This window comes from Endozoicomonas sp. ALE010 (assembly GCF_049310165.1).
Lineage (GTDB): Bacteria > Pseudomonadota > Gammaproteobacteria > Pseudomonadales > Endozoicomonadaceae > Endozoicomonas.
Genome location: NZ_JBLYNV010000028.1, coordinates 1 through 26,558 on the forward strand (window position 1 = coordinate 1; position 26,558 = coordinate 26,558).

Below are 26,558 nucleotides of genomic sequence, written 5' to 3' on the forward strand. Positions count from 1 at the left end.
TGAACTGGCAACATGTCGACGTTCCTGAATATCTGATCAATCCTTTGACAACAGATTTCAGGAAAATATCAATCGGGGTGGTGAAAGGCAGCCAGATGGAGCCGGGGAAAAAAATGGTCAAGAACACGCTGGACACCCAGTGGCAGAATCTGATTAATAGCGCCGCCAAAGAAAAGTTGATTGCAGGAAAGTGGCACTTCCATGACCTGAAAGCAAAAGGAGTATCGGATCATGAAGGACTGGTATCCGGACACAAACCCTGGAAGCCAAGAAGGTTTACATCCGTAAAACACAGGAAGTCAAAGGAACGAGATGAAGAAAACGAAGGTACAAAAAAAGGCCATCTCAGGCCTTTTTTTTATGCGACTATTGTCAAACAATAGTCATGAACCAAAATACTATTAAGAGGCTATTTTTGGCCGCTTTTTTTTGGGAATTTTTTTGATAAACGACCATATTAGTCTATTCCTAAATCCCCGTAAACCCTTGATTCTATTGGTGCCGAAGACGAGACTCGAACTCGTACGCCCATACGGGCACTGCCCCCTCAAGACAGCGTGTCTACCAATTCCACCACTTCGGCCTTAACTGTCGCTCTCGGCGACAGCAAAATTATTTCTGAAAACTCTTTATAAATCAATAAGATTTTAAATCTTACTGAGGGTTTTCAGAGCTGCTGGAGCCGCTGCTCTCAACGGGCTGAGACTCTAACACAGGCGCATCGCTTTCGATAGTGTTTTCTAATGAATCAACCGAAAAAGGCGCATCATTGACCGGCACACTCTGTTCAATCTGAACAGATGGTAAACCAGCATCAGCAACACTATCAGCTTTCTGCCTGGCCATCATCGCCAGACCGATACTGGTGACGAAAAAGATCGTTGCCAGAATAGCGGTTGTACGGCTCAGAAAGTTCGCTGAGCCCTGGCTTCCAAACACCGTTTGTGAAGCCCCCGAGCCAAAACTGGCTCCTGTTTCTGCACCTTTGCCCTGCTGCAGCATGATCATAGCGATCACGCCAACAGCTACCAGCACGTGCACAAGAAGAATAATGGTTTCCATTACTATCCCGCAGCGTGACAAATCACCTTGAAATCAGCAGCTACCAGCGAAGCACCACCGATCAGACCACCATCAACATCAGGCTGGCTCATCAGTTCTGCCGCGTTGTCAGCCTTCATGCTTCCACCATACAGAACACGGGTTCTGTCCGCCATGGACGGATCGTTTTCTGCCAGCAGCGCACGAATTTCAGCATGAACTTCCTGCGCCTGTTCAGGGGTTGCAGTCAGACCGGTTCCAATAGCCCAAACTGGTTCATAGGCAATTACATAATTAGCCAGACGCTCCGGACCAGCAGCCCGAAGCACAGTATTGATCTGATGAGCCACTACTTTCATAGTGTCACCAGCTTCGCGCTCAGACAGAGTCTCACCAACACAAAGGACTGGTACCAGACCCTGATCAACCAGAGCACAGAATTTTGCAGCCACATCGGCATCGGTTTCGCCATAGAGGGAACGACGCTCAGAGTGACCAATAAGTACATATTCACAGCCAAGGTCTTTGGCCATCAGAGGAGAGATTTCACCCGTGTAGGCTCCTGACAGGTTATCAGAGGCATTTTGCACACCAAATTTAACCGCAGAACCCTTCAGCAAGTCGCGTACCTGCTGAACGTATACGCTAGGTGGAAAAACGAGCACCTCAGCCTTGGTTTCAAGTCCCGAAAGGATTCCATCAACAAGCTCACGGATACTGTCAGAAGAACCATTCATCTTCCAGTTTCCGGCTACCAGTGGCTGACGCATACCGCTTACCTCTTTGATCGCGAGGCCGGAATACTAACCCGAAAGACACCAACATACAATAAGTCAAGCCCTGCGAAGCTATTGAAATCAAGGCAACACAGCTCCGGTGCAAGCCGATACCTGCACCGGGTGACATTCAGCACATTTCCTGTTCAACCACTTTTGCCAGCTTTTCCGCCTGAGCCTTTACCTGAACGCCGTCTTCACCTTCTACCATCACCCGAATGACTGGCTCAGTTCCTGAAGCTCTCAGAAGAACGCGACCTTTTCCAGCCATCTCTTCTTCTGCTTTTTTTACCGCCTCAACAATACCCGCAATGGTGTCGGTGTCCCGCTTATTCTGCACCCGGACATTGATCATAACTTGTGGATAAAGAGTGATCGCAGCCACCATTTCAGACAGTGACTTACCTGCTGCCTGCATGGCTTTTAACACTTTCAAGGCCGAGACAATGCCATCACCCGTGGTCGATGCATCACGACAGATAATATGGCCTGAAGACTCACCGCCGAGCTGCCAGTCATTGGCTATCAGCAGTTCATTGACATAACGGTCACCGACATTGGCCCTGGCAAAGGGAATGCCGGCAGCTTCCAATGCTTTCTCCATTCCCAGGTTGGTCATCAACGTGCCCACGACACCACCCTTCAAGATCCCCCTGGAATGGCGATCCATGGCAATAATAAACAGCAGCTGGTCGCCATCGACGACCTCACCCTGATCATCCACCATAATGACCCGGTCACCATCACCGTCCAAGGCAATTCCCAGATCCGCACCGATTTCCCTGACTCTGGCAGCCATGCCTTCCGGGCTGGTAGCGCCTGCGTTCTCGTTAATGTTGACACCATCCGGATGGATGCACATCGGTATCACTTCCGCACCCAGCTCTCGAAAGACCGCAGGACCAACCTGATAGGTTGCACCGTGGCCGGCATCAATCACAATTTTCATGCCACGCAGATCCAGCTGCTGGGAAGTGCTGCCCTTGCAGTACTCAATGTACCGGCCTGCAGCATCATTCATCCGAGTCACTTTACCCAGACTCTGGGAATCCACTACCTCAATCTCTGACTCAAGCAATGCTTCAATCTTCAGCTCAACCTCATCGGATAGCTTGGTGCCGTCGCCTGCAAAAAACTTTATACCATTGTCGTAAAACGGGTTATGGGAGGCGCTGATCACAATACCCGCCTGCCCATTAAAGGTTCGGGTCAGATAGGCAATGGCCGGGGTTGGCATTGGCCCGGTCAGGACAACATCGATACCGGCAGCAGACAGACCGGCCTCAAGCGCGGACTCAAACATATACCCGGAGATTCGGGTGTCCTTGCCAATAATGACTTTCCCTTCACCCTGTTCCGCCAGCACACGACCCGCTGCCCAGCCCAGCTTCAGGACAAAATCCGGAGTAATTGGAAAGTCACCCACCTTCCCTCGAATTCCGTCGGTACCAAAATATTTTCGAGCCATAGCCGTTTACCAAGAATTTCTGAAAGCAATATCTGGTAATCATCTCACTCATTCAAGTGAACCACCAGTACCATCAGGTTATCTTGAAACGAAGAGGGTTTAAGGAATAGGCGACATTGATGACTTAATGACAGTGAAGACTACCCACCACTGCGGAAGCTCGATCTCCAGACTGGCAGGCATCATTATTTTTTGAAATGAAAACGTTAAGCTTCGTCAACGGCCTGAAGCAAACGCAGGACGTCAACCGTTTCCCTGACATCATGCACACGGATGATATGAGCACCTGCCTGTGCCGCCAGCGCAGCTGCTGCCAAACTGCCCGGAAGCCGGTCTTCGGTATCCCGATCCAGGGTTGCCCCAATAAACGACTTTCTGGACATACCCGCCAATACCGGCAGACCCGCTTCATGGAAGCGGCGAAAACCCTTCAGCATTTCAAGATCGTACACTGGCGTTTTACCAAACATACCGCCCCCAAAGCCCGGGTCCAGTATCAAGCGCTCCCTGGCAATTCCGGCCTTCTCGCAGCGCTCCACACAAGCCATCAAATACTGGCTGACCTCTTTAACCACATCACCATAGACCGGTACAACCCCGGGCTCAGGTTGATCAACAAGAGAGTGCATCAGAATAATGGGAACTGTCGTTTCCGCTGCTGCTTCCAACGCCCCCTCACGGTGCAACGCCCGGACATCATTAATAATCCCCGCGCCCGCTTTTACCGCCTCTTTCATCACCAGAGGAGAGCTGGTATCAATGGAAATAATGACGTTGAAGCGCGACGCCAAACCTTCAATAACTGGCAGAACCCGCTCTAACTCCTGCTCCTGGGCTGGCGCACCGGAAGCACCGGGGCGTGTCGACTCGCCACCAATATCCAGAATATCCGCCCCGTCCTTGATCATCTGCTCGGCAACATTCAGCCAGTTATCAGCACAGCGGCTCCCTTGATAAAAAGAGTCCGGTGTAACGTTCAAAACCCCCATCACCCTGGGCCTGTTCAGATCCAGCATTTTCCCTGCACAGTTCAACTTGAATTCGTTGCTCATGAATACTCCTCAGATCCCGTTCAGTCATTTTTTCTGATGGCCACCCTGACCAATCACTCCCCCTGAGCGGGTATAAGTAGTTAACCAAATGAAATCATATATTTCTGACTAAGTTGTCAGTCACTCCCGGCAACTGCTCCTGCGTTGCTCTATCTCCTGCATCCATGCAGTCGTGCGGCGTTGCAACTCCGGTCACATAGCTACGGCTATGCTCCCTACGTTGCGCCTTGCATAGCAACTGCCCACTTAGCCAGAAATATACGATTCCATTTGGCCAACTACTTACCAACCGTGGCCAAAAAACCGATAACCATGATTCATCGACAAATTGGCAGATACAAAAAAGGGCAGGATAAACCTGCCCTTCATCATCATAGACCTGACTGACGATCAGTGCTCCCCAGCTGGGCCACCAATCGAACCACCTGAATCTTTTTTATCACCATCTTCCGCCTTTACTTCAGACTCATCAGCAGCAGTCTTTACACCGCTGTCATCGTTATCACCAGAATCCTTGGGAGGGCGAACTTCACGGCCAGCCATGATGTCATCAATCTGATCACTATCAATGGTTTCGTACTGAATCAGCGCCTCAGCCATTTGATCCAGCTTGTCGCGGTTATCGACGAGAATCTGGTTGGCGCGGGAGTAACATTCATCAACAACCCGACGAACTTCCTCATCAATGATCTTCGCCGTTTCACCGGAAACGTTCATCCTGGAACCACCGCTACCGTAGTTTTTACCCAGGAAAACCTCACCCTCATCCTCATCGTAGAGCAGTGGACCGAGCTTTTCAGAAAGGCCCCACTTGGTCACCATGCTTCTGGCAATCTGGGTAGCACGCTGGATATCATTGGAGGCACCGGTTGTAACCCCATCTTTGCCCAACGTCATTTCTTCGGCGATACGGCCACCAAACAGTGAGCATATCTGGCTCAGTAGTGCCTGGCGGCTCTGGCTGTAGCGGTCCTCTTCAGGCAGGAACATGGTCACCCCAAGCGCCCGACCTCGCGGAATAATACTCACTTTGTAGACTGGATCATGGTCCGGAACCAATCGACCAACGATGGCATGACCGGCTTCATGATAAGCCGTATTGCTCTTTTCCTTATCACTCATGACCATGGACTTGCGCTCAGCGCCCATCATGATTTTGTCTTTCGCCAGATCAAACTCTTTCTGACCCACCGTACGTTGGTTAGCCCGTGCTGCAAAGAGCGCCGCCTCATTAACCAGATTGGCCAGGTCGGCACCGGAGAATCCCGGAGTACCACGTGCAATAACCGAAGGCTGCACATTGTCAGAAACCGGAACCTTGCGCATATGCACTTTAAGGATCTGCTCACGACCACGGATATCCGGCAAGCCAACCACCACCTGACGGTCAAAACGACCAGGGCGCAATAACGCAGGGTCAAGGACATCAGGACGGTTGGTAGCAGCAATTACAATAATACCGTCGTTCGCTTCAAAACCGTCCATCTCAACCAGCAGCTGGTTAAGGGTCTGTTCACGTTCATCGTGACCACCGCCCATACCGGCACCACGGTGACGACCGACCGCATCAATCTCGTCAATAAAGATGATGCACGGTGCCTGCTTCTTGGCCTGCTCAAACATGTCACGGACACGGGAGGCACCAACACCTACAAACATCTCAACAAAGTCAGAACCGGAGATGGTAAAGAACGGAACCTTGGCCTCACCGGCAATCGCTTTGGCAATCAGGGTTTTACCGGTACCCGGAGGACCCACCATCAGAACGCCCCGGGGAATACGACCACCCAGACGCTGGAATTTACCGGGATCCTTCAGGAAGTCTACCAGCTCCTGAACATCTTCCTTGGCTTCTTCAACACCGGCTACATCGGCAAACGTAGTTTTGATCTGATCTTCAGACAGCAGGCGGGCCTTGCTTTTGCCAAAGCTCATCGGGCCACCCCGGCCTCCGCCGCCGCCCTGCATCTGACGCATGAAGAACATGAATACCGCAAGAATCACCAGAATCGGGAAGCTGGCCACCAATAGCTGTGTCCAGATACTCTGCTTTTCAATAGGCTTGGACTCAACCTGTACCTTGCCCAGCAGGAGTTCATCCATCAGTTTGTTGTCTGGCACCGTGGGCGGCAGATTGGTTTCAAAACGTTCACTGTTGTTTAACATGCCGGTGATGGTAAAACCATCAATGACAACCTTACTGACCTGGCGATTTTCTACCATGCTGATGAAGTCAGAATAGGCAACCTTCTGGGTAGACGACTGCATGCCATCAAAGTTTTTAAAGACGGTCAATAGCACCAAGGCGATTATGACCCAGAGAATCAAATTTTTTGCCATATCATTCAAGGGGCTAACCTCTCTTGAGCGTACTTAAGCCTCAGGTAATCGTTTATATTGAGCACGTTCCCCTGGCTCGCTGTGATTATGTATTAATGCTTATCTGCAACGATACACGATCAGCGGACGGTGTGACAGTGATTGTCTTCTATCATGCTGATTAATGCATCCTATTATTCAACGCCCGGTATTATCCCCTGAAGCCAGAGGCCAGCAGATATACTTCTCTTGAGCGCGCCCTGGAAGCCGTTGGCTTGCGGGTCTGCACTTTGTCAAAGCTGGTTTTCATATCTTTCAGATAGGCATCAAAGCCTTCACCCTGAAACACCTTAACCAGAAACACACCTCCTGTACGCAACACCTGCCTGGACAGATCCAGTGCCAGTTCCACAAGGTACATGGCATTGGGCTGATCAACAGAGAGTGCTCCACTCATATTGGGGGCCATATCGGAAATTACAAGGTCTACCCGGTCCGAACCGATGGTTTCCAGTATTTGTTCCAGCACCGTGTCTTCTGTGAAGTCACCCTGAACAAAGTCAACCCCGGCGATAGGATCCATTGGCAAAATATCAGAAGCAACCACCCGCCCCTGATCACCCACCAGCTCAACCGCTACCTGAGACCAGCCACCGGGTGCCGCACCCAGATCAACCACCCGGATACCCGGGCGAAAGAGTTTATCCTTCTCCTGAATTTCCAGAAGTTTATAACTGGCCCTGGATCGCCAGCCATCTTTTTGCGACTGCTTTACATAGTGGTCATCAAAGTGCTCTTTTAACCAGCGACCACTACTTTTGGATCTCGCCATAATCTTTTTGCAAACTGCCTGTAAATTAAGCTTGGGAGCCTGTCCAAGAATAGCGCCCGTCTAGGCGACCCCGTAGCGAGGATGGCAGAAAATTGAGGATAAAAATTCCGTTTTGTGAGGTGAATAGCGGGGCTATTTGCCGAACAAAACGGAATTTTTAGACCAATTTGCTGCCACCGCAGTAGGGCAGTCTATTCTCGGACAGGCTCCTAGACGTTGCCTGAAAAATATTTGAGCAACATCAAACCGAAAACTGAAAGGGGTAAAAGTTTACACCTGACAAAAGCTGAGATTTCCATCAGCCGGTAAGTAGTTGGCCAAATGGAATCGTATATTTCTGGCTAAGTGGGCAGTTACTATGCAAGGCACAACGTAGGGAGCATAGCCGTAGCTATGTGACCGTAGTTGTAACGCCGCACGACTGCATGGATGCAGGAGCTAGAGCAACGCAGGAGCAGTTGCCGGGAGTGACTGCCCACTTAGTCAGAAAATACGATTTCATTTGGTTAACTACTTAAAGTAAAAGTCATGGTGATAATATCTTATACAGCATGGCTGTGACAGCAGAAGACAATAAAAGATTAAGCGGATGATTAGGGGTTATTACGCACCACAAGCCAACACTTTCCACACACTTGTGCTGATCAAACGCTTTGGAATGTTTATTATTGTGGAGTCAGTAATCACTAACCGCTGTAACACCATCAGCATAATACGTATTGTTCAACCACTGCCGAAGAGACAGGTCACCACTTATACGGGCAGCCTCGAACAGCAGGCACACTTCCCTCAGCAGCCAGAAAGCGATAGCATGCGCCACCAGAAGCTTGCATATGCTGTCGAGTGACTTAAATGCTGCCAGCCTGAGACCCATTCCGCAGTCCACGGCGCTGGACATTAATTCGCTCTCTTCGACACCCAGTCAATGACCGTTAAGCGCTCCATGAACAGTACTTTTCTGTCCCCAACCTGCATTAACGAAAACTTCTCTGGAAAAATACGGTCATACCCATCATCAGATATCGTGTATGACGATTCGTTATTAAAGAAATTATCAGGAATAGCAAACATGAGCTTGAATGCAGCCAAAAAGAAGCATTTCCGTACCATCGGCCACAACCTGAACCCTGTCGTCATTGTGGCAGACAAGGGGCTGACAGATGGCGTGGTTGAAGAAACATTACGCGCACTGAATGACCATGAACTGATCAAGGTGAAATTCGCCATTGGCGACCGGGAAACCCGCCAGCAACTGGTCAGCGAACTGATCAGCGCCACAAACTCTGATCTCATTCAAACCATTGGCAAAATCGCACTGATTTTCAAAGCCGCCGACAAACCCAATCCGGCACTCTCAAACCTGCTGAGAGTCCAGGGCTAAACCGAACAGGCCACGATGGTGGCCTTTATCAACGACTGGCTGGCAAGCAATTACTGCCCTGCCACTTTTGCCGCCAGGAGTGCCTGAAGCTTATAAATATTGGTTTTGCTGTTAAATTCCATCTGCATTGACTCTGGCTGGCCGGAAATCCATAGTTTCAGTTCAGCATCCAGATCAAAATGACCTACAGACTCAACAGTAAACATAGTGATCGACTTATAAGGTATTGAGCGATATTCAACCTTGCGTCCGGTAAGCCCCTGCTTGTCGATCAAAATCAACCGGTGATTGGTCAAAACCACCATATCCCGCACCAGCTTATAGGCCAGCTCTATGGACTCCGACGGATTAAGAATGGTTGCCAGATCCTCCATTGCTTCCGTATTGCTCATCTCACCTGCATTGCCCAGTAAGGCATCAAACAGACCCATAGCATTTCTCCTTAATTTTTCACAGGTTATCAGCAAGCATCATTTTTCGGGGATACCGCAATTGAACTTGTTACCGATGTTCATGTTCAATGCGTCGAGTCTACCGGATCTGATACCAACTCCACCTTCTAAATATGAACTGCGCAGCCATTTTGAACCGCTGGATCTTCGTTGGAATTCCTCGCAATAGCCCTGCTATTACTCGTCATTCCGCCTTGCCCAGCGGTCCAAAATGACTTGCTCGTTATCATATTTAGAAGGTGGAATTGGTATTATTCAGGATTCATCATCGTCAGCAGCTCTTTGACAAAATCCTTCCTCTTGACCTGGTAATCATTGACGAGCTGAGCTGTCGCCAGCCAGCCGTTAACCCTGCGCTCAAAATCATCACGGCACACATGGCTGGCCAATTTTATTTGAAGATTCCCAGTCAGTACATGAAGGCGATGTTGTTCCTGTTGAAGCCGGTCAGTCCGGCAGTTTAATGTTTCGGGTTCTTCCTCACAGTGCAGGGCGATAAACTGCCGACCTTTATTCAGGGTAAGCAGTGAGCGTATCAGCAAGCCATAAATGCGCTCATGGGCATTTTGGGGCTTGTTAAAAAGAAGGGTTCGAGGTATGTCAAATACAACCCCTCTTTGCAATTTTCTTGTCAGCGGATCAAGGTTATCAACAAGGTATGCCAGCGCATCGTTCAATAATCGGGTTTCTTCAGTAAACGACAAACACCATACCGGCCTTTCAACACCAGGAACGTGAACGGCCAGTCGTGCTCCATTCGTATCAATGACTCTGGAGTCCACACTGACTTGCAGCCCCATCGTTTTGATACCCAAATCACCGTATCTAAGATCAATATTGCAGGCCTGTGGCAATTTAATCGCCTGACAGCCCGGGACCGGCCTGAAGGTAATGTTTTGTGTGATTTCTGAATCCTCATCGGTGTTCAGTGCCTGCAACTTCTCAAAGAGTATGGTGGCCGATTTTTCTGTCGTACAGATAATGTCAATATCATTAAATGCCGGGCAGAGGTTCTGCAAAAAACGGGCGTATGAACCGGTAATCAGAATGGGGGGATTGGCATAAGAGCGATTGATGTCCTGAATAATTTCCAGTGCTTTTAGTGTCAGCGCATCTAACCGCTGAGCTTGCTTGTCCGGGAAACCCGGTGCCCCTGTTTTTGGCCATTGCTTCCGGGTTTGAGCCACAAGGGTGGAAAATAATGCCTGAGCAACCGATGCATTATCTGGTGCATTCCTGAACTCCCTAACCTGAGGAGGGGAAAGGTCTTCCTGGCCGAGATTGCCATTGGATACCTCTAACGGTTTTGCTACCCGGCCAGAGTTGTCAATATCACTTACGGGGATAACCGGTTGAAACAGCCGCTGATCAAGTATCCTGGCTTTGGTGCTGTATTGTTCAAACCAGCAGCCCAACGCATGGCGCTGCTTACTTCCTTCAGGGAAACTATTAAGGCACTCCAGCACCTGATCCTTATGGATTTGTCGTCCATCAATAGGCAGTCTCTTACTGTAGCAATGAGCCAGGAAGAAGAAATGCAGGCGTAAATTCTGAAATGAGCGCCTCAGTGTATTGATGGATTGCAATACCTGTTGTGCTGATACGCTCTGATGATTCATTGGCAGCTCATGCTGCAAAGCCATGAATTTCAGGATACATTGCACTCGATGCTGCTCATCGTCATTGACCGATAAGTTGTTTAAGGTTTGACAGGCTTCTTGAAAAATAGCCTGAACCTCGCTGGCTTCATCATAGGGCTGAAATTGTTCCAGCCGTTGAATCAGAAACCTGGTTTGTCTTGAAGAATGATCCCCGGGCACTGTGTTAAACGCTGCCAATACTCTCTGGTTATCCAGATCGGAGCCATGCACTATTCTTGCATTCAATGCCAGCTGGGAATAAAAAATAGCTCTTTCCAGCAGCCAACCACCACGGACATAGTCTTTAGCCACCTCATCCGGGTTGACCTGCTGACCATTCAACAACAAGCCCCTGAAGCAGCATTCTGCTTTGAAACGCACAATCCCCAGTTTGCCTTCCGGACTGTCCGGAAACGCCTCAACCACCGTATCCGGTGTCACCGGCCGATCCTTTAACGGCAAGCCCCTCAGGCAACATTCCGCTTTGAAGCGCCCTAGCCCCAGTTTGCCTTCCGGACTCACCGGAAAATCCTTGATCACCTCAGCCGCTGTGACCTGCTGGCCATTGAGCAACATGCCCTTCAGGCAACATTCCGCTTTGAAACATGCCAGCGCCAGTTTTGCCCTGATTGCCTGAAAACCCTTAACCACCTCATGCGGTGTGACCTGCTGACCATTCAGTGAGATGCTCCTCAGGCAACACTGCGCTTTGAAGTGCGCTATCGCCAGTTTACTGTCCGAACACTTCGGTAAATCCTTAACCACCATATCCGGTTCGATCTGTCGGTCATTCAACGCCAGGCCCCGCAGGCAACACTCCATTTTGAATCGCGCTGCGCCCAGTTTGCCTTCCGGGCTTGCCGGAAAATCATTAACCACCGCAGCCGTTGTAACCTGTCTGCCATTCAGCAACATACCCCTCAGGCAACATTCCGCTTTGAAACGGGCAAGCCCCAGTGTTGCCCTGGCAGCCCGATACTCCTTAACCACCTCATCCGGTGTAACCTGCTGACCATTCAACAGCTTCCCTCTAAAGCAACATTGTTCCTTAAAGTGCGCCAGCTCAAGTGTCGCTTTAACGGCCCGATAATCCCTCGCCACCGCATCCGGTAGAACCCGTTGGCCATTCAACGGCAGCCCCCGCAGGCAACATTGTGCTTTGAAGCGTGCCAGCGGCAGTGTCGCGTTAATGGCCTGATAATCCTTAACCACCGCATCCGGCGTAACCCGCTGGCCATTCAACAGCAGCCCCCGCTGGCAACATTCTGCTTTGAAGCGTGCCAGCTCCAGCGGGGCTTCGGCGGCCTGATAATCCTTGACCACCGTTTCCGGTGTCACCTGCCGACCATGCAATAGCAAGCTCCTCAGACAACATTCCGCTTTGAAGCGTGCCAGCGACAGTGGTGCCCCGACCACCTGATATTCCTTAACCACCTCATCCGCTGTGACCTGCTGGCCGTGCAATGGCAGGCTGTTCAGGCAACATTCTGCTTTAAAGCGCACTATACCCAGTTTGCCTACCGGACTATCCGGGAAATACTTAACCACTTCATCCGGTGTCACCTGCTGACCATTCAGCAGCCAGCCCCTCAGACAACATTCTTCTATAAAGCGCGCTATACCCAGTCTGCCATCCGGACTATCCGGGTAATCCTTAACCACTTCCTCCGGTGAGATCAGCCGACCATTCAACGGCAGGCACTTCAGGCAACATTCCGTTTTAAAGCGGGCTATCCCCAGTTTGCCTCCCGGACTATCCGGGTAATCCCTAACCACCTCATCCGGTGTAACCTGTCGGCCATTCAACAGCAGATACCTAAGGCAACACTCCGACTTGAAGCGCGCCAGCTCCAGTGTTGCCCCGATGGCGTGATAAGCCATGACCACCGAATCCGGAGTGACCGGATGACCATTCAAGTTCAGGCCCATCAGGCAACATTCCGCCATGAAGCGTGCTATCGCTAATTTGAACTTATGATTTTGATCTGGCTGTCGGGAGAACTCTTCAATGACCTGAATCGGGGTAACGACTCTATTGCCATGCAAAATGTTCTGTAAGCACAGTTTTTGCAGGAAAAAGCCGCTTCTGATAGAGGATGTATCATTTCCATAGGCTGTAAGCACATCAGCCGAAGTGACTTGACGTCCTTGTAATGGTTTTTTTTCCCAAAAAGCATCCTCAACACACTTGCCGTTATACAGAGCGATGCCTGTGACTCTATGGGGACTAAGGTTTGAGACACTTTTACCGTAAAATGCACTTATGGAAGGGTAAGGAAGCCTGCTTGAACTGGCTTGTTGATCAACCCAGCGAGCAGACTTTGGGTGGGCGCTGGTTGATGCGGCAGCTTTCAGAATAATACCCTGCACTCATAAATAACGCCGTTTGACCTTAAAATTATTATTAGGTTCCATTCAGAATGTGCCAATCAGGGAGATAAACTCAACCCGAAAGGCTGGCGCACGTGGCAATAGCGCAGCCAGAGCCGGGTAACTGACACTATGAAACAGAAAAATTTGCCGCGAACTTTTTATGCAAATAATCCTTGTAGACTGCAATATTTTCCTCGGACTCCAAAAGTGCTGTCACTTTATACTTCAGATCATTTTGAAAACCTTGAAGTTCATGCTGGTATTGAACGGGAGAAAAGTTCACCAGGCGACTCTCCGCTAATTTTTTAACGACCTGCGAATCCAGCTTCTCCCCAATCAATGGATTTAAAACCTCTTCATAAGCAGATCGCAGCAAAGCAATATGCTTCATTTTGGTTGCCGATGGCGAATCAATATCCTGACGAATAAGTTTCTCTCCAACGACACTTTCACACACATATTCAGCAAACCAGGTGACAGTGTCCTGCGCCCCTCTGGTATATGCGTCCGGTCTGGTGAGAATAGACAAAAACTCATTCTCTAAAGCAGCAAAATTTGCCACAGGTTCTTTAGCTGCGAGCATAGCCAGCAAACTCCTTGCCGCTGTGACTTCATCCATTTTTTCCAAATCCGCCATATAAGCTGCCAGTTGTTTGCTTTTACCGGGGTCACCTTCCCTGCCATCTTGAAAATAATGACAGAGGTGAGATTTCTTAAACTTGGCCACATCTTCTGACGTAAATTGATATTTTGAAATTCCGGGAGTGGAGGCCAGCAGTGATTCAGCCCAGCCATTGTCTGCTGTTAAAGCATCTGTGACCTGAACACGTGTAACAAAACCTTTGCTTAAAAAATCGCACGCCTGCCGCTTACTTTCTTCATTACCTTTTAACATTTTTTCTGCCAGCGCTTTAGCCTGGGATGAAACTGCCTCCAAATGCATTCGTTGAGTCTTCGTGAAATCAGACTGCCGACGGGGATATAAGGAAAAAGGCCTTAAATTGGACTTATGGGTATAGGTGGCTCCAATATTGCAAAAAATAAATATTCCAATCTTTTCCAGTAATCTGATCTGCTCAGAATTGGATAGCTGGGTTTCTATAATACCAGGCAATATCGTACAAAAATCAGCTTTATCTATATCATCCCGGTTACTTGCTACCTTTTTCAACCTATCCAAAGGTGCCTTTAGATTTTTAGACAGCTTACTCGAAAGTTCCTTTACTTTCGTCTCTTCAGAAGCTTTCTCAGCCAGTAGTTTTTTCTCATTGACTTCAAATTCTTCCAATTTAGACGTTGCACGCTTTTGATCATTTTTCGCTATTGTCAGCTTTTGTTCATATTGAGAATTTCTATTTTGTGCCTCTGTGAGCGCCTGCTCAGCCTCTATACGCGCTGCCACCGCCTCGTTATGCGCTGTATCCGCCTCCCGATTCTGCTCCTCTGCCTTGGCAACCTTTTCTGTCAACCTCCTCAATTCTTTTTCTTGACTAAAAAGGGCTCCTTCCATCTCTTCTACTTCTGCTCTCTGCGCTGCCAGTATACGAGATGTCTGCTCGACATCACTTTGCGCACGTTCTGCCGCAGCTTTATAATAAGCAGTTTGTTTTTCCAGCGATTCGGTTTCTTGCTTCTGTTTTTCCAACTTCAGCTGTTGTACCTGCATTAACTTTTCCAATTTTTGCTTCTGCTCTTCTTCCATCTTTTCGATTGCAATCTGCTGCACTTGCAACTTCATATTCATTTTATATTCTTTTGCTGCTCCCTCTTCTTTTAGTTGTTTAAATTCCTCTTCTGTTATCCCACTTCTTTTAGCTAACCTTTGGCTTTGTTTTAACATCGTTAGTTCATATTTCAAATTTTCAACGCTACTTTTGGCTAACTTCAATTCACTAGCAGCTTCTTCAATGATTTTGTATCCACTGGAAAAAGCGGTCATTTTCCCCAGGCACTCGTCTAAGTCGGGACGAGAGGCGCTGCTTGTCGAAACCATCTGAGTTAAGAAACCTGACAGCTGCTGGACGAAATCATTACTGTCTATCCTGAGTTTTGGAAGAAATTCCGCCAGATTTAGTTTTAAGTCCTCGCGCTGAACAGTCCGAGACTCGGCAACTTTATATTTACCAGGTTCATCAGAAAATAGATTCAACAAAATAATTCCAAGGGAAAACACCATCGACTTGGCTGTAATTTCTGATTTCTGGTGTTGGTCAGGCTCAATAAACAACGGTGTCCCCACTAGATTCTGGGGCCTGGGCGCTGATGGATCTTCAAGATCAAATACATGGGCATTGTCAATAAAAAAGATCTCTTTATTAACCTTATCATACATCATGTTGGACGGTTTAAGGTCGGGATGAACTAACCCCCCAGCCACGAAAGTCTTAGCACAAATCAACATAGCCACAGCACAGTCAAACCTGTCTTTCAGTGGCCATTCTTGATCATCAAAATACTTCTGCAAACATTCTCCGGGAATGCGTAGTTGATCCAGATATTGGTAATCTTTAAATTTTCCAGCACCTAACGATCCGGGCTGAACCGAATGAAAGTCCATTTCACTCCTGGCAACTTCAGTGTTTTTCTGGATCTTCATAATTCTGTTATATTGCTGCCCTTGAGGAACTCCCCAACATTTCTCTGACTTTCGGACCAAAAGACTACTTTCATAGACTTCTCCAAAAGCACCTTTGCCTATATATGGATTGGTTATATCGTGAACCTGGATAATGAAAGGTTTCTCCCCAGCCCTTTTAAAGCCAACCAGTCGATCAAAATAACCGGACTTCACTAAACAATGACAGGAGCGATCTGAACTGCTGTGATGATGTGCTTTAAGCTGACCATATAATTCTTCAGCCATTCTGGCTTCCCGGGGGGACAATTGCCGAATGAACTTAATCTCAGGGGCATTGCGTTGTTTGCCACGGACTGAGTCCATCTGATGCAGTGGTGGCTTGGTTGCAATGGATGGAGGGTAATGCATAACTCATTCCTGCAATTAAAAATTTGATTATGAAGATTTGATCATTAAAAGTTTAATTAGTTCTTTATCGTTGTTAATTAACCTGACAGAAAGTCAAATCAAAGCTCCATAAAGAGATTCGAGATACTCCTTATTTTCCATTTGTTTTCATATAAATCACTAACCAGTTGGTTAGCGTTTATAACATCCCGACTCATCTTCTGAAGTAGAATGGCCAATGGATAGAAAATATTCGATGACAGTTGGTTAACTGATTATGAAGGGCAAGATGCTAAGGACACACAGAGAAACAGTAAAAGAACTTCATGGCAGGGTGAAAACAAAAAAGCCGGGATAACCCGGCTTTTTTCTGACTTATTCTTCGTCAGCGGACTCTACTGCTGCAACAGCAGGACGGTCCAGCAACTCGACATAAGCCATAGGCGCGTTGTCACCATGACGGAATCCGCACTTGATGATACGGATGTAACCGCCTGGACGCTCTTTGAAACGCGGACCCAGATCAGTGAACAGTTTGCCTACCGCAGCCTTGTTACGGAGACGATCGAACGCCAGCCGACGGTTAGCAACGCTGTCTTCCTTAGCCAGGGTGATCAGCGGTTCAGCAACACGGCGCAGCTCTTTCGCTTTTGGCAGTGTTGTCTTGATTACTTCGTGCTCAACCAGGGAAGCAGCCATATTCTTGAACATCGCTTTGCGATGAGAACTGTTCCGGTTAAGCTTGCGGCCACTCTTACGATGACGCATGGCACAAACTTCCTCTTCTTACCAGGAACCGCTTCTGTTTCTGCAACAGTGGCGGCTCCTGGCTGCAATTAAGCAGAAACCTTATCGTCGCTCTTCAAACTGGCAGGTGGCCAGTTATCAAGACGCATACCCAAGCTCAGACCACGGGAGGCCAGAACGTCCTTGATTTCAGTCAGGGACTTCTTACCCAGGTTCGGGGTCTTGAGCAACTCAACTTCAGTGCGCTGGATCAGGTCACCAATGTAGTAGATGTTCTCTGCCTTCAGGCAGTTAGCACTACGTACGGTCAGTTCGAGATCATCAACCGGACGAAGAAGAATCGGATCAACCTCGTCTTCTTCCTTCACAGGCTCTGGCTCGGACTCACCTTCCAGATCCACGAATACCGCCAGCTGCTGCTGCAGAATAGTAGCAGCACGACGGATGGCTTCATCAGGATCCAGAGTACCATTGGTTTCCAGATCGATAACCAGCTTGTCGAGGTCAGTACGCTGTTCTACACGAGCACTTTCTACGACATAGGAAACACGGTATACAGGGCTATAGGTGGCATCCAGCTGCAGACGGCCGATAGCGCGAGTTTCCTCTTCATCCTGACGACGGCTGTCGGCTGATTCATACCCACGACCACGAGCAACCTTCAGCTTCATGTTGAGATTGCCCTTGTTATTCATGTGGGCAATAACATGATCAGGATTCACGATTTCAACATCGTGGTCCAGCTGGATGTCAGCAGCAGTGACGACACCCTCGCCTTTTTTGCTCAGAGTCAGAGTAACGCTGTCACGGCCAGTCATGCGAATAGCCAGGCCTTTGAGGTTGAGCAGGATTTCAATAACGTCTTCCTGAACACCTTCAATAGCACTGTATTCATGCTGCACGCCATCAATCTCTACCTCAGTCACGGCACAACCGGGCATAGAGGAAAGAAGAATGCGACGCAGGGCATTGCCTAAGGTATGCCCAAAACCACGTTCCAGCGGCTCCAGGGTGACCTTTGCCTGTGTCAGACTGATTTCCTCGACATCAATGTGTCGAGGAGTTAGAAATTCAGTAACCGAATTCTGCATGGATGTTACACCCCACCTAACTGTCTATCCCTTACTTGGAGTACAGCTCGACGATCAAGCTCTCGTTGATGTCGGCCGCCAGATCACTCCGCTCGGGCAGCGTCTTGAAGACACCTTCTTTTTTGCTGGCGTCCACTTCTACCCAGATGGAGAAACCACGCTGGGCAGCAAGTTCAAGCGCTGCATTGATGCGCAGCTGGTTCTTTGCCTTTTCACGGATAGCAACAACGTCACCAGGCTTAACCTGATAAGACGGGATGTTTACAGTCTTGCCATTAACCATGACAGCTTTGTGGCTGACCAGCTGGCGTGCTTCTGCACGGGTAGAACCGAATCCCATGCGGTAAACCACATTATCAAGGCGAGACTCCAGAAGTTGCAACAGGTTTGAACCGGTTGCACCCTTCAGACGGTCAGCTTCCTTGTAGTAGTTACGGAACTGCTTTTCCAGTACACCGTAGATACGACGAACTTTCTGCTTCTCACGAAGCTGAACACCGTAGTCGGAAAGACGACCACGACGCTGGCCATGCTGGCCAGGAGCATTTTCTGCCTTGCACTTTGACTCGAGCGCACGAACACCACTCTTCAGGAAGAGATCAGTGCCTTCACGACGAGACAGTTTGCACTTAGGACCTATATATCTAGCCATTTACCGGTCTCCTGCTTATACACGACGCTTCTTGGGCGGACGACAACCATTGTGTGGGATCGGGGTAACATCAGTGATGTTATTGATCTTGAAACCACAAGCGTTGAGCGCGCGTACAGCGGATTCACGGCCTGGACCAGGCCCTTTAACATTCACGTCCAAATTCTTCAGACCGAACTCAGCGGCGGCACGTCCGGCACGCTCAGCTGCAACCTGTGCAGCAAATGGCGTGCTCTTACGGGAACCACGGAAGCCGGAGCCACCTGCAGTTGCCCAGGAGAGTGCATTACCCTGGCGGTCGGTAATTGTCACGATAGTGTTGTTAAAAGAGGCGTGAATATGGGCGATGCCATCCACAACCGACTTTTTAACTTTCTTACGTGTACGAGTACCTGGCTTTGCCATATCAGAACAAATCCTGTATTTAAAAGTTCGTTATTCCCTGTAAAGAAAAGCCTTTAAAAGAAAAGGTCTATGCAAAGCGTTTCTTCAGAGAAATGAAACGATCTTATTTACGAATCGGTTTGCGCGGACCCTTACGAGTACGGGCATTGGTCTTTGAGCGCTGACCACGAACCGGCAGACTGCGACGGTGGCGAAGGCCACGGTAGCAACCCAGGTCCATCAGGCGCTTGATGTTCATGCTGATTTCGCGACGCAGGTCACCTTCTACGTTGAGTTTTGCAACTTCAGTACGCAGGGATTCCAGCTGATCTTCGCTCAATTCAGATACTTTGGCAGACGGGTTAACACCAGTGGCAGCACACAGCTGCTGAGCTGAAGTCTTACCGATACCAAAAATGTAGGTCAACGAGATAACGGCATGTTTGTTATCTGGAATGTTGACGCCAGCAATACGGGCCATTCAATCGTCTCCGTTATTACATTTAACCGTGTAACAGCTATTCAGTTGATCATTCCTGATTGCTCAGCAAAACCAAATTAAACTGAAACACGTCACCATATTGAAACGCCGGAAAGAACCTTTGTTTCAGAAATGGCTGCTTTCATCCTGAAGAAAACACCTGGGAGCGATCAAGCAAGGCTAAAACACTCACGCAGCAAAAGGCATTTCCAACAGGTCGAAAGGCGGAAATTGTAATCCCCCTTTCGATAAAACACAACCGCTCATGAACAATTTCATGAGCGGTTGGCTTTGCCTGAGGTCACATTAGACCAGAGTCCTGCTATCGCGAGAATCCGTAGATTCCCGACAATTATTAGCCCTGACGCTGTTTGTGACGCGGCTCCTGACAGATCACACGTACATTACCCTTACGCTTGATGATCTTGCAGTTGCGGCAGATTTTTTTAACCGACGCGCGTACTTTCATAACTAACTCCACAACCGTTGCAGAACTATTCTCAATGAGAGTGGCTTAGCGGATCAGACCGCCAGAGCCATAGCCCTTAAGATTGGATTTCTTCAGCAGCGACTCATACTGATGCGACATGAGATGCGACTGCACCTGAGCCATGGTGTCCATCACCACGACCACCACGATCAACAGGCTGGTGCCTCCCAGATAGAACGGCACGTTAGCCGACACGACCAGGAACTGAGGCAACAGACACACTGCTGTCATATAGAGAGCACCGAACATGGTCAGGCGAGTCAGGACACCATCAATATAACGTGCAGACTGCTCGCCCGGACGAATACCGGGGATGAATGCACCCGACTTCTTCAGGTTATCTGCCACGTCTTTTGGATTAAAGACCAGGGCAGTGTAGAAGAAGCAGAAGAAGATGATGCCTGCCGAGAACAGTATGATGTTCAGTGGCTGACCCGGACCCAGCGCCAGAGCGATGTCCTGCAGCCATCCCATGCCTTCACCCTGGCCGAACCACTGCGCGATGGACGCAGGGAACAGCAGCAGGCTGGAAGCGAAAATAGCTGGAATAACGCCGGCCATATTCACCTTCAATGGCAGATGGCTGCTCTGGGCCGCAAACACCTTGCGCCCTTGTTGACGCTTGGCATAGTTTACGGTTATCCGGCGCTGACCCCGTTCGATAAAGACTACAAATGCGATGATCGCAATTGCCAGAAGGGCAACGGCGAGCAACATCAGGATGTTGATATCACCCTGACGTGCGGACTCGAAAGACCGCACAATCGCACTTGGAAGACCAGCGACAATACCTGCAAAAATGAGAATCGAAATACCATTGCCGATTCCCCGTTCAGTCACCTGTTCGCCCAGCCACATCATAAAGACGGCACCGGTGACGAACGTGACAACAGCGACAATATAGAAGCTGAGGTCAGTGCTGAAGGCAACACCCTGATTGGCCAGACCGACAGTCATGCCAGTACCCTGGACCAGGGCCAGGGCAACGGTCAGGTAGCGGGTGTACTGGCTGATCTTGCGACGTCCGGACTCACCTTCCTTCTTGAGCTGCTCCAACTGCGGGCTCACCACGCTCATCAACTGAACGATAATGGACGCCGAAATATAAGGCATGATACCCAGGGCCAGTACCGACATTCTCTCCAGCGCACCGCCAGAGAACATGTTGAACAGACCCAGAATGGTGCCTTCATTTTGTTGAAACATCCGAGCCAGCGCATCAGGGTTGATGCCCGGCACAGGGATGTGCGCACCGATCCTGTAAACCAGGATCGCCAGAAACACGAACTTAACGCGAGACCACAGCTCGTTTAAGCCGCTTTGATTCCCAACAGGTAATGTCTTAGCCATTTAGTCCTCGATCTTACCACCGGCAGCTTCAATCGCAGCACGGGCGCCTTTGGTAACAGCCAGACCTTTGATGGTGACTGCTTTAGCCAATTCGCCAGACAGTACCACTTTGGCGCGCTGGATGCTACCGCTGACCAGGTCAGCTGCTTTCAGCGCTGCCAGATCGATCACGTCTGCTTCAACCTTGTTCAGTTCGTGCAGACGAATCTCAGCAGTAAAACGCGCTTTGCGTGAAGTAAAGCCAAACTTTGGCAGACGACGCTGCAGTGGCTGCTGACCGCCTTCGAAACCTGGCTTGACAGAACCACCGGAACGGGACTTCTGACCCTTGTGGCCACGGCCACAGGTCTTGCCCAGGCCGGAGCCAATGCCACGACCTACGCGCTTACCCTCTTTGCGGCTACCTTCAGCCGGGCTCAGAGTATTCAAACGCATGTTATTCTCCTTCTACCCGGACAAGGTAGGATACCTTGTTGATCATGCCACGAACTGAAGGAGTGTCTTCCACTTCAACAGTGTGGTTGATACGACGCAGACCCAGACCCCGTACGCAAGCCTTGTGGCTTTCGAGGCGACCGTTAGTGCTCTTCACGAGCGTCACTTTGATCATCTTCTCAGCCATGACTTACCCCAGGATATCCTCAACAGACTTGCCACGCTTGGCAGCAACGCCTTCAGGAGAACGCATGTCGCGCAGACCGTTAAAAGTAGCACGAACCACGTTCACCGGATTGGTAGAACCGTAGCACTTGGCCAGTACGTTGTGTACGCCAGCCACTTCAAGAACGGCACGCATTGCACCACCGGCGATAACACCGGTACCAGCAGATGCTGGCTGCATGTAAACCTTGGAAGCACCGTGACGGGCTTTAACCGGGTACTGCAGGGTGTCACCGTTCAGGTCAACATGAATCATGTTGCGACGGGCAGCTTCCATAGCTTTCTGGATAGCGATTGGCACTTCACGGGCTTTACCGCGACCAAAACCAACCTTACCCTTGCCATCACCAACGACTGTCAGCGCTGTGAAGCCAAAGATACGGCCACCTTTCACCACTTTGGCGACACGGTTAACCTGTACCAGCTTCTCAATCAAGCCTTCGTCGTTGTTAGGCTTACGCTCATCTCTTTCTCTTGCCATGACGTTCTACCCTTAGAATTCCAGTCCGCCTTCACGGGCTGCATCGGCAAGCGCCTTGACACGACCGTGATATTTGAAACCAGAGCGGTCAAACGCCACCTTGGTCACACCCGCTGCCTTGGCACGCTCAGCAACCAGGGCACCAACTTTCTTGGCCGCTTCTACGTTACCGGTAGCGTCGCCACGCAGTTCTTTTTCAACAGTGGAGGCAGATGCCAGCACTTTGTCGCCGTCAGCGGCGATAACCTGCGCATAGATGTGGCGAGGCGTACGATGGATGCTCAGACGAATGGCACCCAGCTCACGCATCTTAACCCTTGCACGAAGGGCACGACGCAGGCGAGAAGATTTCTTGTCCATCATGATCTCACCCTACCTTACTTTTTCTTGGCTTCTTTGCGACGAACGCGTTCGTCAGCATAGCGAACACCCTTGCCTTTATAAGGCTCAGGACGACGGAATTCACGAATTTCCGCAGCAACCTGTCCAACCAGCTGCTTGTCGATACCGCGAACCAGAATTTCAGTCTGGGTCGGAGTTTCACAAGTCACGCCTTGTGGCAGTTCGTATTCAACCGGATGGGAGAAGCCCAGGTTCAAAGTCAGGCTATTACCTTTGGCCGCTGCACGATAACCAACACCAACCAGCTGCAGCTTCTTCTCGAAGCCAGCGGTTACGCCGGTTACCATGTTGTTAACCAGGGCACGGGTAGTGCCGGCCAGAGCACGGGAGTGCTTGGCACCATCACGTGGAGCAAACGTCAGAACGTTTTCTTCCTGTCCAACTTCGACATTGTTGTGAACAACAAGTTCCAGTTGACCCTTGGAACCTTTGATCACCAGGATCTGGCCATTGCGCTTGATCTCTACACCAGCAGGGACAGCAACAGGGCTTTTGGCTACTCGAGACATAATACCCCTCCCTTAGAACACAGTGCAGAGAATTTCGCCACCAACACCGGCTGCACGGGCAGCACGATCGGTCATAACACCTTTGTTGGTGGAAACGATAGCGATACCCAGACCGCCGTTCACTTTAGGCAGCGCTTCCTTGCCAGCGTAAGAACGCAGGCCAGGACGGCTGGTACGCTTCAGGCTTTCAATAACTGGCTTGCCTTCGAAATACTTCAGTTCGATGGCCAGTTCAGCCTTGGCTTCGCCAGCGACTTTGTAGTCAGCGATGAAACCTTCGTCTTTCAAAACCCGGGCTACAGCAACCTTGATTTTGGAGGACGGCATGGTGACAGAGGCGTGCTCTGCCATCTGGGCATTACGGATACGAGTTAGCATATCTGCTAACGGGTCCTGCATACTCATTATCTATATCTCCCGAAGATGAAATGCGCTTACCAGCTGGCTTTAACCAGACCTGGAACATCACCACGCATCGCTGCTTCACGCAGCTTGATACGGCTCAGGCCGAATTTGCGCAGTACGCCGTGTGGACGGCCAGTGATGCGGCAGCGGTTACGCAGACGCGCCTTGCTGGCATTGCGAGGCTGCTTCTGCAGAGCTACCAGGGCATCCCAACGCTCATCTTCAGTGCTGTTAGGATTGTTAATCACAGCTTTGAGCTGTGCACGCTTTTCAGCATACTTGGCAACGGTGCGCTGACGCTTCAGTTCCCGCTGCTTCATGGATACTTTTGCCATAAAACTCGTACCTGTATCAGTTACGGAATGGGAAGTTGAAAGCCTTCAGCAGAGCACGGCCTTCTTCGTCATTCTTGGCGGTAGTGGTCAGAGTGATGTCCAGACCGCGCAGAGTGTCGATTTTGTCGTAATCAACTTCAGGGAAGATGATCTGCTCTTTAACACCCATGCTGTAGTTACCACGGCCGTCGAAAGACTTGGGGCTCAGACCACGGAAGTCACGGACACGTGGCAGAGCGATGTCAACCAGACGCTCCAGGAACTCATACATGCGCTCACGACGCAGAGTCACCTTAACACCGATTGGCCAGCCTTCACGGACTTTAAAGCCAGCAACGGATTTGCGGGCCTTGGTCACGACAGCTTTCTGACCGGCGATTTTTTCCAGGTCAGCAACCGCATGCTCGATGACTTTCTTGTCACCAATCGCTTCACCAACACCCATGTTCAGGGTAATTTTGGTGATGCGTGGCACTTCATGAACGTTTTTCACACCCAGCTCTTCTTTGAGCATGGGCAGAATTTCTTCACGATATTTGGTTTTAAAATTTGCCATCACTCTCCCCTTACGCGTCAACAGGCTTGCCGTCAGACTTGAATACGCGCTGCTTTTTGCCATCTTCGATAGCAAAGCCAACACGATCAGCCTTGTTGGTTTCAGGGTTCAGAATCGCAACGTTAGAAGCTTCGATAGCCGCTTCTTTTTCTACGATTCCACCAGGAGTGCCCAGCATCGGGTTAGGCTTCTGATGTTTCTTGATCATATTGATGCCAGAAACAATCAGCTTGCCGTCAGCACGAACGGTTTGCACTTTACCGCGCTTACCTTTGTCCTTGCCGGCAATTACGATGACTTCGTCATCACGACGGATCTTTTTCATTACCTGCTCCCGTTACAGTACTTCTGGGGCCAGTGAGATGATCTTCATGAACTGCTCACCGCGCAGCTCACGAGTCACTGGTCCAAAGATACGGGTACCGATCGGCTGCAGGTTGGCGTTCAGAAGAACGGCTGCATTGCCATCGAATTTGATCAGGGAACCGTCTGGACGACGAACACCTTTTTTGGTACGCACGACAACAGCGTTCATCACCTGGCCTTTTTTGACCTTACCGCGGGGAATCGCTTCCTTCACGGATACTTTGATGATGTCGCCAATGCCAGCGTAGCGGCGGTGGGATCCACCCAGCACCTTGATACACTGAACTCGACGGGCGCCGCTGTTATCAGCGACTTCGAGTTGACTTTCTGTCTGGATCATTGCTTATTCTCCAAGCCCAAACTGCAGACGGGTACTCGCCGGCTTTCACAAAAACAACCATTCCGACAGAACTTTTAAGAGCCTGTCGGAACGGCCATTAGTCACTCAAGCCCAAAGCACCGTAGCCTTAGATCTGAGTAGCACGCTCGTCAATGGATACAAGCGTAAACGTCTTGCTCTTTGACAGAGGACGCGTCTCTTTGATGGTAACAACGTCGCCCATACGGCAGTCGTTGTTTTCATCATGAGCGTGCAACTTGGTGGACCGCTTCACGATTTTACCCAGAAGCGGATGTTTTACCCGGCGCTCGATGAGAACAGTGATGGTTTTATCCATCTTGTCGCTCACGACCTTGCCGGACAGTGTACGGATCTTTTTTTGACCAACCAGTTCTTCAGCCATCTTATGCTCCTGCCTTTTGGTTCAGGATGGTTTTCACACGAGCGATGTCGCGCTTAACCTGCTTCAGCAGATGGCTCTGACCCAGCTGGCCAGTAGCTTTCTGCATACGGAAGTTAAACTGATCCCGCAGCAGAGAGAGCAGCTCAGTATTGAGCTCCTCTACAGACTTTTCACGCAGTTCAGCAGCTTTCATCACATTACGCTCCGCTTAACGAAGGCAGTTTCCAGCGGCAGCTTGGCTGCTGCAAGAGCAAAGGCTTCACGAGCCAGCTCTTCGGACACACCTTCCATCTCATAGAGAACGCGGCCTGGTTGAATCTGGCACACCCAGTATTCCACGTTACCCTTACCTTTACCCTGACGCACCTCAAGAGGCTTACCGGTGATCGGCTTGTCAGGGAAGACGCGGATCCAGATTTTACCGCCACGTTTAATGTGACGGGTCATGGCACGACGAGCCGCCTCAATCTGGCGAGCTGTTATACGTCCACGACCGATTGCTTTCAATGCGTATTCGCCGAAGCTAACCTTGGAGCCGCGGAGTGCCAGACCACGATTGCGGCCTTTTTGCTGCTTACGAAATTTCGTACGCTTGGGCTGTAACATT

Annotated in this window: 31 protein-coding genes, 1 tRNA gene and 1 pseudogene; 3 read left to right on the forward strand and 30 right to left on the reverse strand. The window is 49.8% G+C overall.

Features of this window, described 5'->3' with window-relative positions:
• Window positions 1–383 (forward strand): annotated as a pseudogene (locus ACO6UY_RS12860) (hypothetical protein); the annotation flags it as partial.
• Window positions 384–496: 113 nt separating this feature from the next.
• Here ACO6UY_RS12860 and ACO6UY_RS12865 read toward each other — a convergent pair.
• The 7 genes from ACO6UY_RS12865 to rlmE form a co-directional block, all read right to left on the reverse strand.
• Window positions 497–583, reverse strand: a tRNA-Leu gene (locus ACO6UY_RS12865).
• Between the two features lie 71 nt (window positions 584–654).
• On the reverse strand, window positions 655–1,062 hold the full coding sequence (secG, locus tag ACO6UY_RS12870; RefSeq protein ID WP_209201916.1) for a preprotein translocase subunit SecG: 408 nt from the start codon (window positions 1,060–1,062) through the stop codon (window positions 655–657).
• Between the two features lie 2 nt (window positions 1,063–1,064).
• Window positions 1,065–1,811 carry a triose-phosphate isomerase gene (tpiA, locus tag ACO6UY_RS12875; protein WP_422447463.1) on the reverse strand — a complete coding sequence of 249 codons (747 nt, stop codon included), beginning with the start codon at window positions 1,809–1,811 and terminating at the stop codon, window positions 1,065–1,067.
• Window positions 1,812–1,947: 136 nt separating this feature from the next.
• Window positions 1,948–3,285 carry a phosphoglucosamine mutase gene (gene glmM, locus ACO6UY_RS12880; protein WP_422462914.1) on the reverse strand — a complete coding sequence of 446 codons (1,338 nt, stop codon included), beginning with the start codon at window positions 3,283–3,285 and terminating at the stop codon, window positions 1,948–1,950.
• Between the two features lie 206 nt (window positions 3,286–3,491).
• Window positions 3,492–4,337, reverse strand: a complete 846-nt coding sequence (gene folP, locus ACO6UY_RS12885; protein ID WP_422468329.1) for a dihydropteroate synthase — start codon at window positions 4,335–4,337, stop codon at window positions 3,492–3,494.
• 390 nt (window positions 4,338–4,727) lie between these two features.
• Window positions 4,728–6,677 (reverse strand): ATP-dependent zinc metalloprotease FtsH, encoded by a 1,950-nt coding sequence (gene ftsH / locus ACO6UY_RS12890; protein ID WP_422447935.1) that lies wholly within the window; start codon window positions 6,675–6,677, stop codon window positions 4,728–4,730.
• Window positions 6,678–6,867: 190 nt separating this feature from the next.
• Complete coding sequence (rlmE, locus tag ACO6UY_RS12895) at window positions 6,868–7,488, reverse strand: 23S rRNA (uridine(2552)-2'-O)-methyltransferase RlmE (protein ID WP_422447469.1); 621 nt, start codon at window positions 7,486–7,488, stop codon at window positions 6,868–6,870.
• Window positions 7,489–8,077: 589 nt separating this feature from the next.
• Between rlmE and ACO6UY_RS12900 the strand changes: the two genes are divergently transcribed.
• The gene (locus ACO6UY_RS12900; protein ID WP_422462908.1) at window positions 8,078–8,335 is read left to right on the forward strand and encodes a hypothetical protein; all 258 of its coding nucleotides are present in this window, start codon (window positions 8,078–8,080) and stop codon (window positions 8,333–8,335) included.
• 222 nt (window positions 8,336–8,557) lie between these two features.
• The gene (locus ACO6UY_RS12905) at window positions 8,558–8,869 is read left to right on the forward strand and encodes a YhbY family RNA-binding protein (RefSeq protein ID WP_101746619.1); all 312 of its coding nucleotides are present in this window, start codon (window positions 8,558–8,560) and stop codon (window positions 8,867–8,869) included.
• Between the two features lie 50 nt (window positions 8,870–8,919).
• Here ACO6UY_RS12905 and ACO6UY_RS12910 read toward each other — a convergent pair whose 3' ends face one another.
• The 23 genes from ACO6UY_RS12910 to rplP form a co-directional block, all read right to left on the reverse strand.
• Complete coding sequence (locus ACO6UY_RS12910) at window positions 8,920–9,300, reverse strand: PH domain-containing protein (protein WP_422447474.1); 381 nt, start codon at window positions 9,298–9,300, stop codon at window positions 8,920–8,922.
• A 272-nt stretch (window positions 9,301–9,572) separates the two neighbouring features.
• Window positions 9,573–13,331: a hypothetical protein gene (locus tag ACO6UY_RS12915; protein ID WP_422462906.1), complete on the reverse strand. Its 3,759-nt coding sequence runs from the start codon at window positions 13,329–13,331 to the stop codon at window positions 9,573–9,575.
• Window positions 13,332–13,461: 130 nt separating this feature from the next.
• Entirely contained in the window at window positions 13,462–16,320 is a 2,859-nt protein-coding gene (locus ACO6UY_RS12920) for a protein kinase domain-containing protein (protein WP_422462904.1), read from the reverse strand.
• A gap of 354 nt (window positions 16,321–16,674) precedes the next feature.
• On the reverse strand, window positions 16,675–17,067 hold the full coding sequence (rplQ, locus tag ACO6UY_RS12925; RefSeq protein WP_101746623.1) for a 50S ribosomal protein L17: 393 nt from the start codon (window positions 17,065–17,067) through the stop codon (window positions 16,675–16,677).
• A 68-nt stretch (window positions 17,068–17,135) separates the two neighbouring features.
• Complete coding sequence (locus ACO6UY_RS12930; RefSeq protein ID WP_422447480.1) at window positions 17,136–18,137, reverse strand: DNA-directed RNA polymerase subunit alpha; 1,002 nt, start codon at window positions 18,135–18,137, stop codon at window positions 17,136–17,138.
• Window positions 18,138–18,168: 31 nt separating this feature from the next.
• A complete protein-coding gene (rpsD, locus tag ACO6UY_RS12935; protein ID WP_101746625.1) occupies window positions 18,169–18,789 on the reverse strand; it encodes a 30S ribosomal protein S4 in 621 nt (206 codons plus the stop codon).
• A gap of 15 nt (window positions 18,790–18,804) precedes the next feature.
• Window positions 18,805–19,194 carry a 30S ribosomal protein S11 gene (gene rpsK, locus ACO6UY_RS12940; protein WP_020582394.1) on the reverse strand — a complete coding sequence of 130 codons (390 nt, stop codon included), beginning with the start codon at window positions 19,192–19,194 and terminating at the stop codon, window positions 18,805–18,807.
• Window positions 19,195–19,297: 103 nt separating this feature from the next.
• Window positions 19,298–19,654: a 30S ribosomal protein S13 gene (rpsM, locus tag ACO6UY_RS12945; RefSeq protein WP_101746626.1), complete on the reverse strand. Its 357-nt coding sequence runs from the start codon at window positions 19,652–19,654 to the stop codon at window positions 19,298–19,300.
• Window positions 19,655–20,009: 355 nt separating this feature from the next.
• Complete coding sequence (rpmJ, locus tag ACO6UY_RS12950) at window positions 20,010–20,123, reverse strand: 50S ribosomal protein L36 (RefSeq protein ID WP_081622108.1); 114 nt, start codon at window positions 20,121–20,123, stop codon at window positions 20,010–20,012.
• Between the two features lie 45 nt (window positions 20,124–20,168).
• Window positions 20,169–21,494, reverse strand: coding sequence for a preprotein translocase subunit SecY (gene secY, locus ACO6UY_RS12955; RefSeq protein ID WP_101746627.1), 1,326 nt, complete (start codon window positions 21,492–21,494; stop codon window positions 20,169–20,171).
• Window positions 21,495–21,929 (reverse strand): 50S ribosomal protein L15, encoded by a 435-nt coding sequence (rplO, locus tag ACO6UY_RS12960; RefSeq protein WP_101746628.1) that lies wholly within the window; start codon window positions 21,927–21,929, stop codon window positions 21,495–21,497.
• A 1-nt stretch (window position 21,930) separates the two neighbouring features.
• Window positions 21,931–22,116 (reverse strand): 50S ribosomal protein L30, encoded by a 186-nt coding sequence (gene rpmD, locus ACO6UY_RS12965; RefSeq protein ID WP_209276238.1) that lies wholly within the window; start codon window positions 22,114–22,116, stop codon window positions 21,931–21,933.
• 3 nt (window positions 22,117–22,119) lie between these two features.
• Window positions 22,120–22,635: a 30S ribosomal protein S5 gene (gene rpsE / locus ACO6UY_RS12970; protein WP_101746630.1), complete on the reverse strand. Its 516-nt coding sequence runs from the start codon at window positions 22,633–22,635 to the stop codon at window positions 22,120–22,122.
• Window positions 22,636–22,647: 12 nt separating this feature from the next.
• Window positions 22,648–22,998 (reverse strand): 50S ribosomal protein L18, encoded by a 351-nt coding sequence (gene rplR, locus ACO6UY_RS12975; protein WP_101746631.1) that lies wholly within the window; start codon window positions 22,996–22,998, stop codon window positions 22,648–22,650.
• Between the two features lie 14 nt (window positions 22,999–23,012).
• Window positions 23,013–23,546: a 50S ribosomal protein L6 gene (rplF, locus tag ACO6UY_RS12980; RefSeq protein ID WP_269672624.1), complete on the reverse strand. Its 534-nt coding sequence runs from the start codon at window positions 23,544–23,546 to the stop codon at window positions 23,013–23,015.
• A gap of 12 nt (window positions 23,547–23,558) precedes the next feature.
• Window positions 23,559–23,951: a 30S ribosomal protein S8 gene (gene rpsH, locus ACO6UY_RS12985; RefSeq protein ID WP_101746633.1), complete on the reverse strand. Its 393-nt coding sequence runs from the start codon at window positions 23,949–23,951 to the stop codon at window positions 23,559–23,561.
• A gap of 29 nt (window positions 23,952–23,980) precedes the next feature.
• A complete protein-coding gene (gene rpsN, locus ACO6UY_RS12990) occupies window positions 23,981–24,286 on the reverse strand; it encodes a 30S ribosomal protein S14 (RefSeq protein WP_101746634.1) in 306 nt (101 codons plus the stop codon).
• Between the two features lie 16 nt (window positions 24,287–24,302).
• Window positions 24,303–24,842 (reverse strand): 50S ribosomal protein L5, encoded by a 540-nt coding sequence (rplE, locus tag ACO6UY_RS12995; RefSeq protein WP_101746635.1) that lies wholly within the window; start codon window positions 24,840–24,842, stop codon window positions 24,303–24,305.
• A 10-nt stretch (window positions 24,843–24,852) separates the two neighbouring features.
• The gene (gene rplX / locus ACO6UY_RS13000; protein WP_422447487.1) at window positions 24,853–25,167 is read right to left on the reverse strand and encodes a 50S ribosomal protein L24; all 315 of its coding nucleotides are present in this window, start codon (window positions 25,165–25,167) and stop codon (window positions 24,853–24,855) included.
• Between the two features lie 12 nt (window positions 25,168–25,179).
• The gene (gene rplN / locus ACO6UY_RS13005) at window positions 25,180–25,548 is read right to left on the reverse strand and encodes a 50S ribosomal protein L14 (protein WP_066014875.1); all 369 of its coding nucleotides are present in this window, start codon (window positions 25,546–25,548) and stop codon (window positions 25,180–25,182) included.
• Window positions 25,549–25,675: 127 nt separating this feature from the next.
• A complete protein-coding gene (gene rpsQ / locus ACO6UY_RS13010; protein ID WP_101746637.1) occupies window positions 25,676–25,951 on the reverse strand; it encodes a 30S ribosomal protein S17 in 276 nt (91 codons plus the stop codon).
• A gap of 1 nt (window position 25,952) precedes the next feature.
• Window positions 25,953–26,144, reverse strand: a complete 192-nt coding sequence (gene rpmC, locus ACO6UY_RS13015) for a 50S ribosomal protein L29 (protein WP_020582408.1) — start codon at window positions 26,142–26,144, stop codon at window positions 25,953–25,955.
• Window positions 26,144–26,557 carry a 50S ribosomal protein L16 gene (gene rplP, locus ACO6UY_RS13020; protein WP_020582409.1) on the reverse strand — a complete coding sequence of 138 codons (414 nt, stop codon included), beginning with the start codon at window positions 26,555–26,557 and terminating at the stop codon, window positions 26,144–26,146. The genes rpmC and rplP overlap by 1 nt, the downstream gene beginning before the upstream one ends.
• Window position 26,558 lies beyond the last annotated feature (1 nt).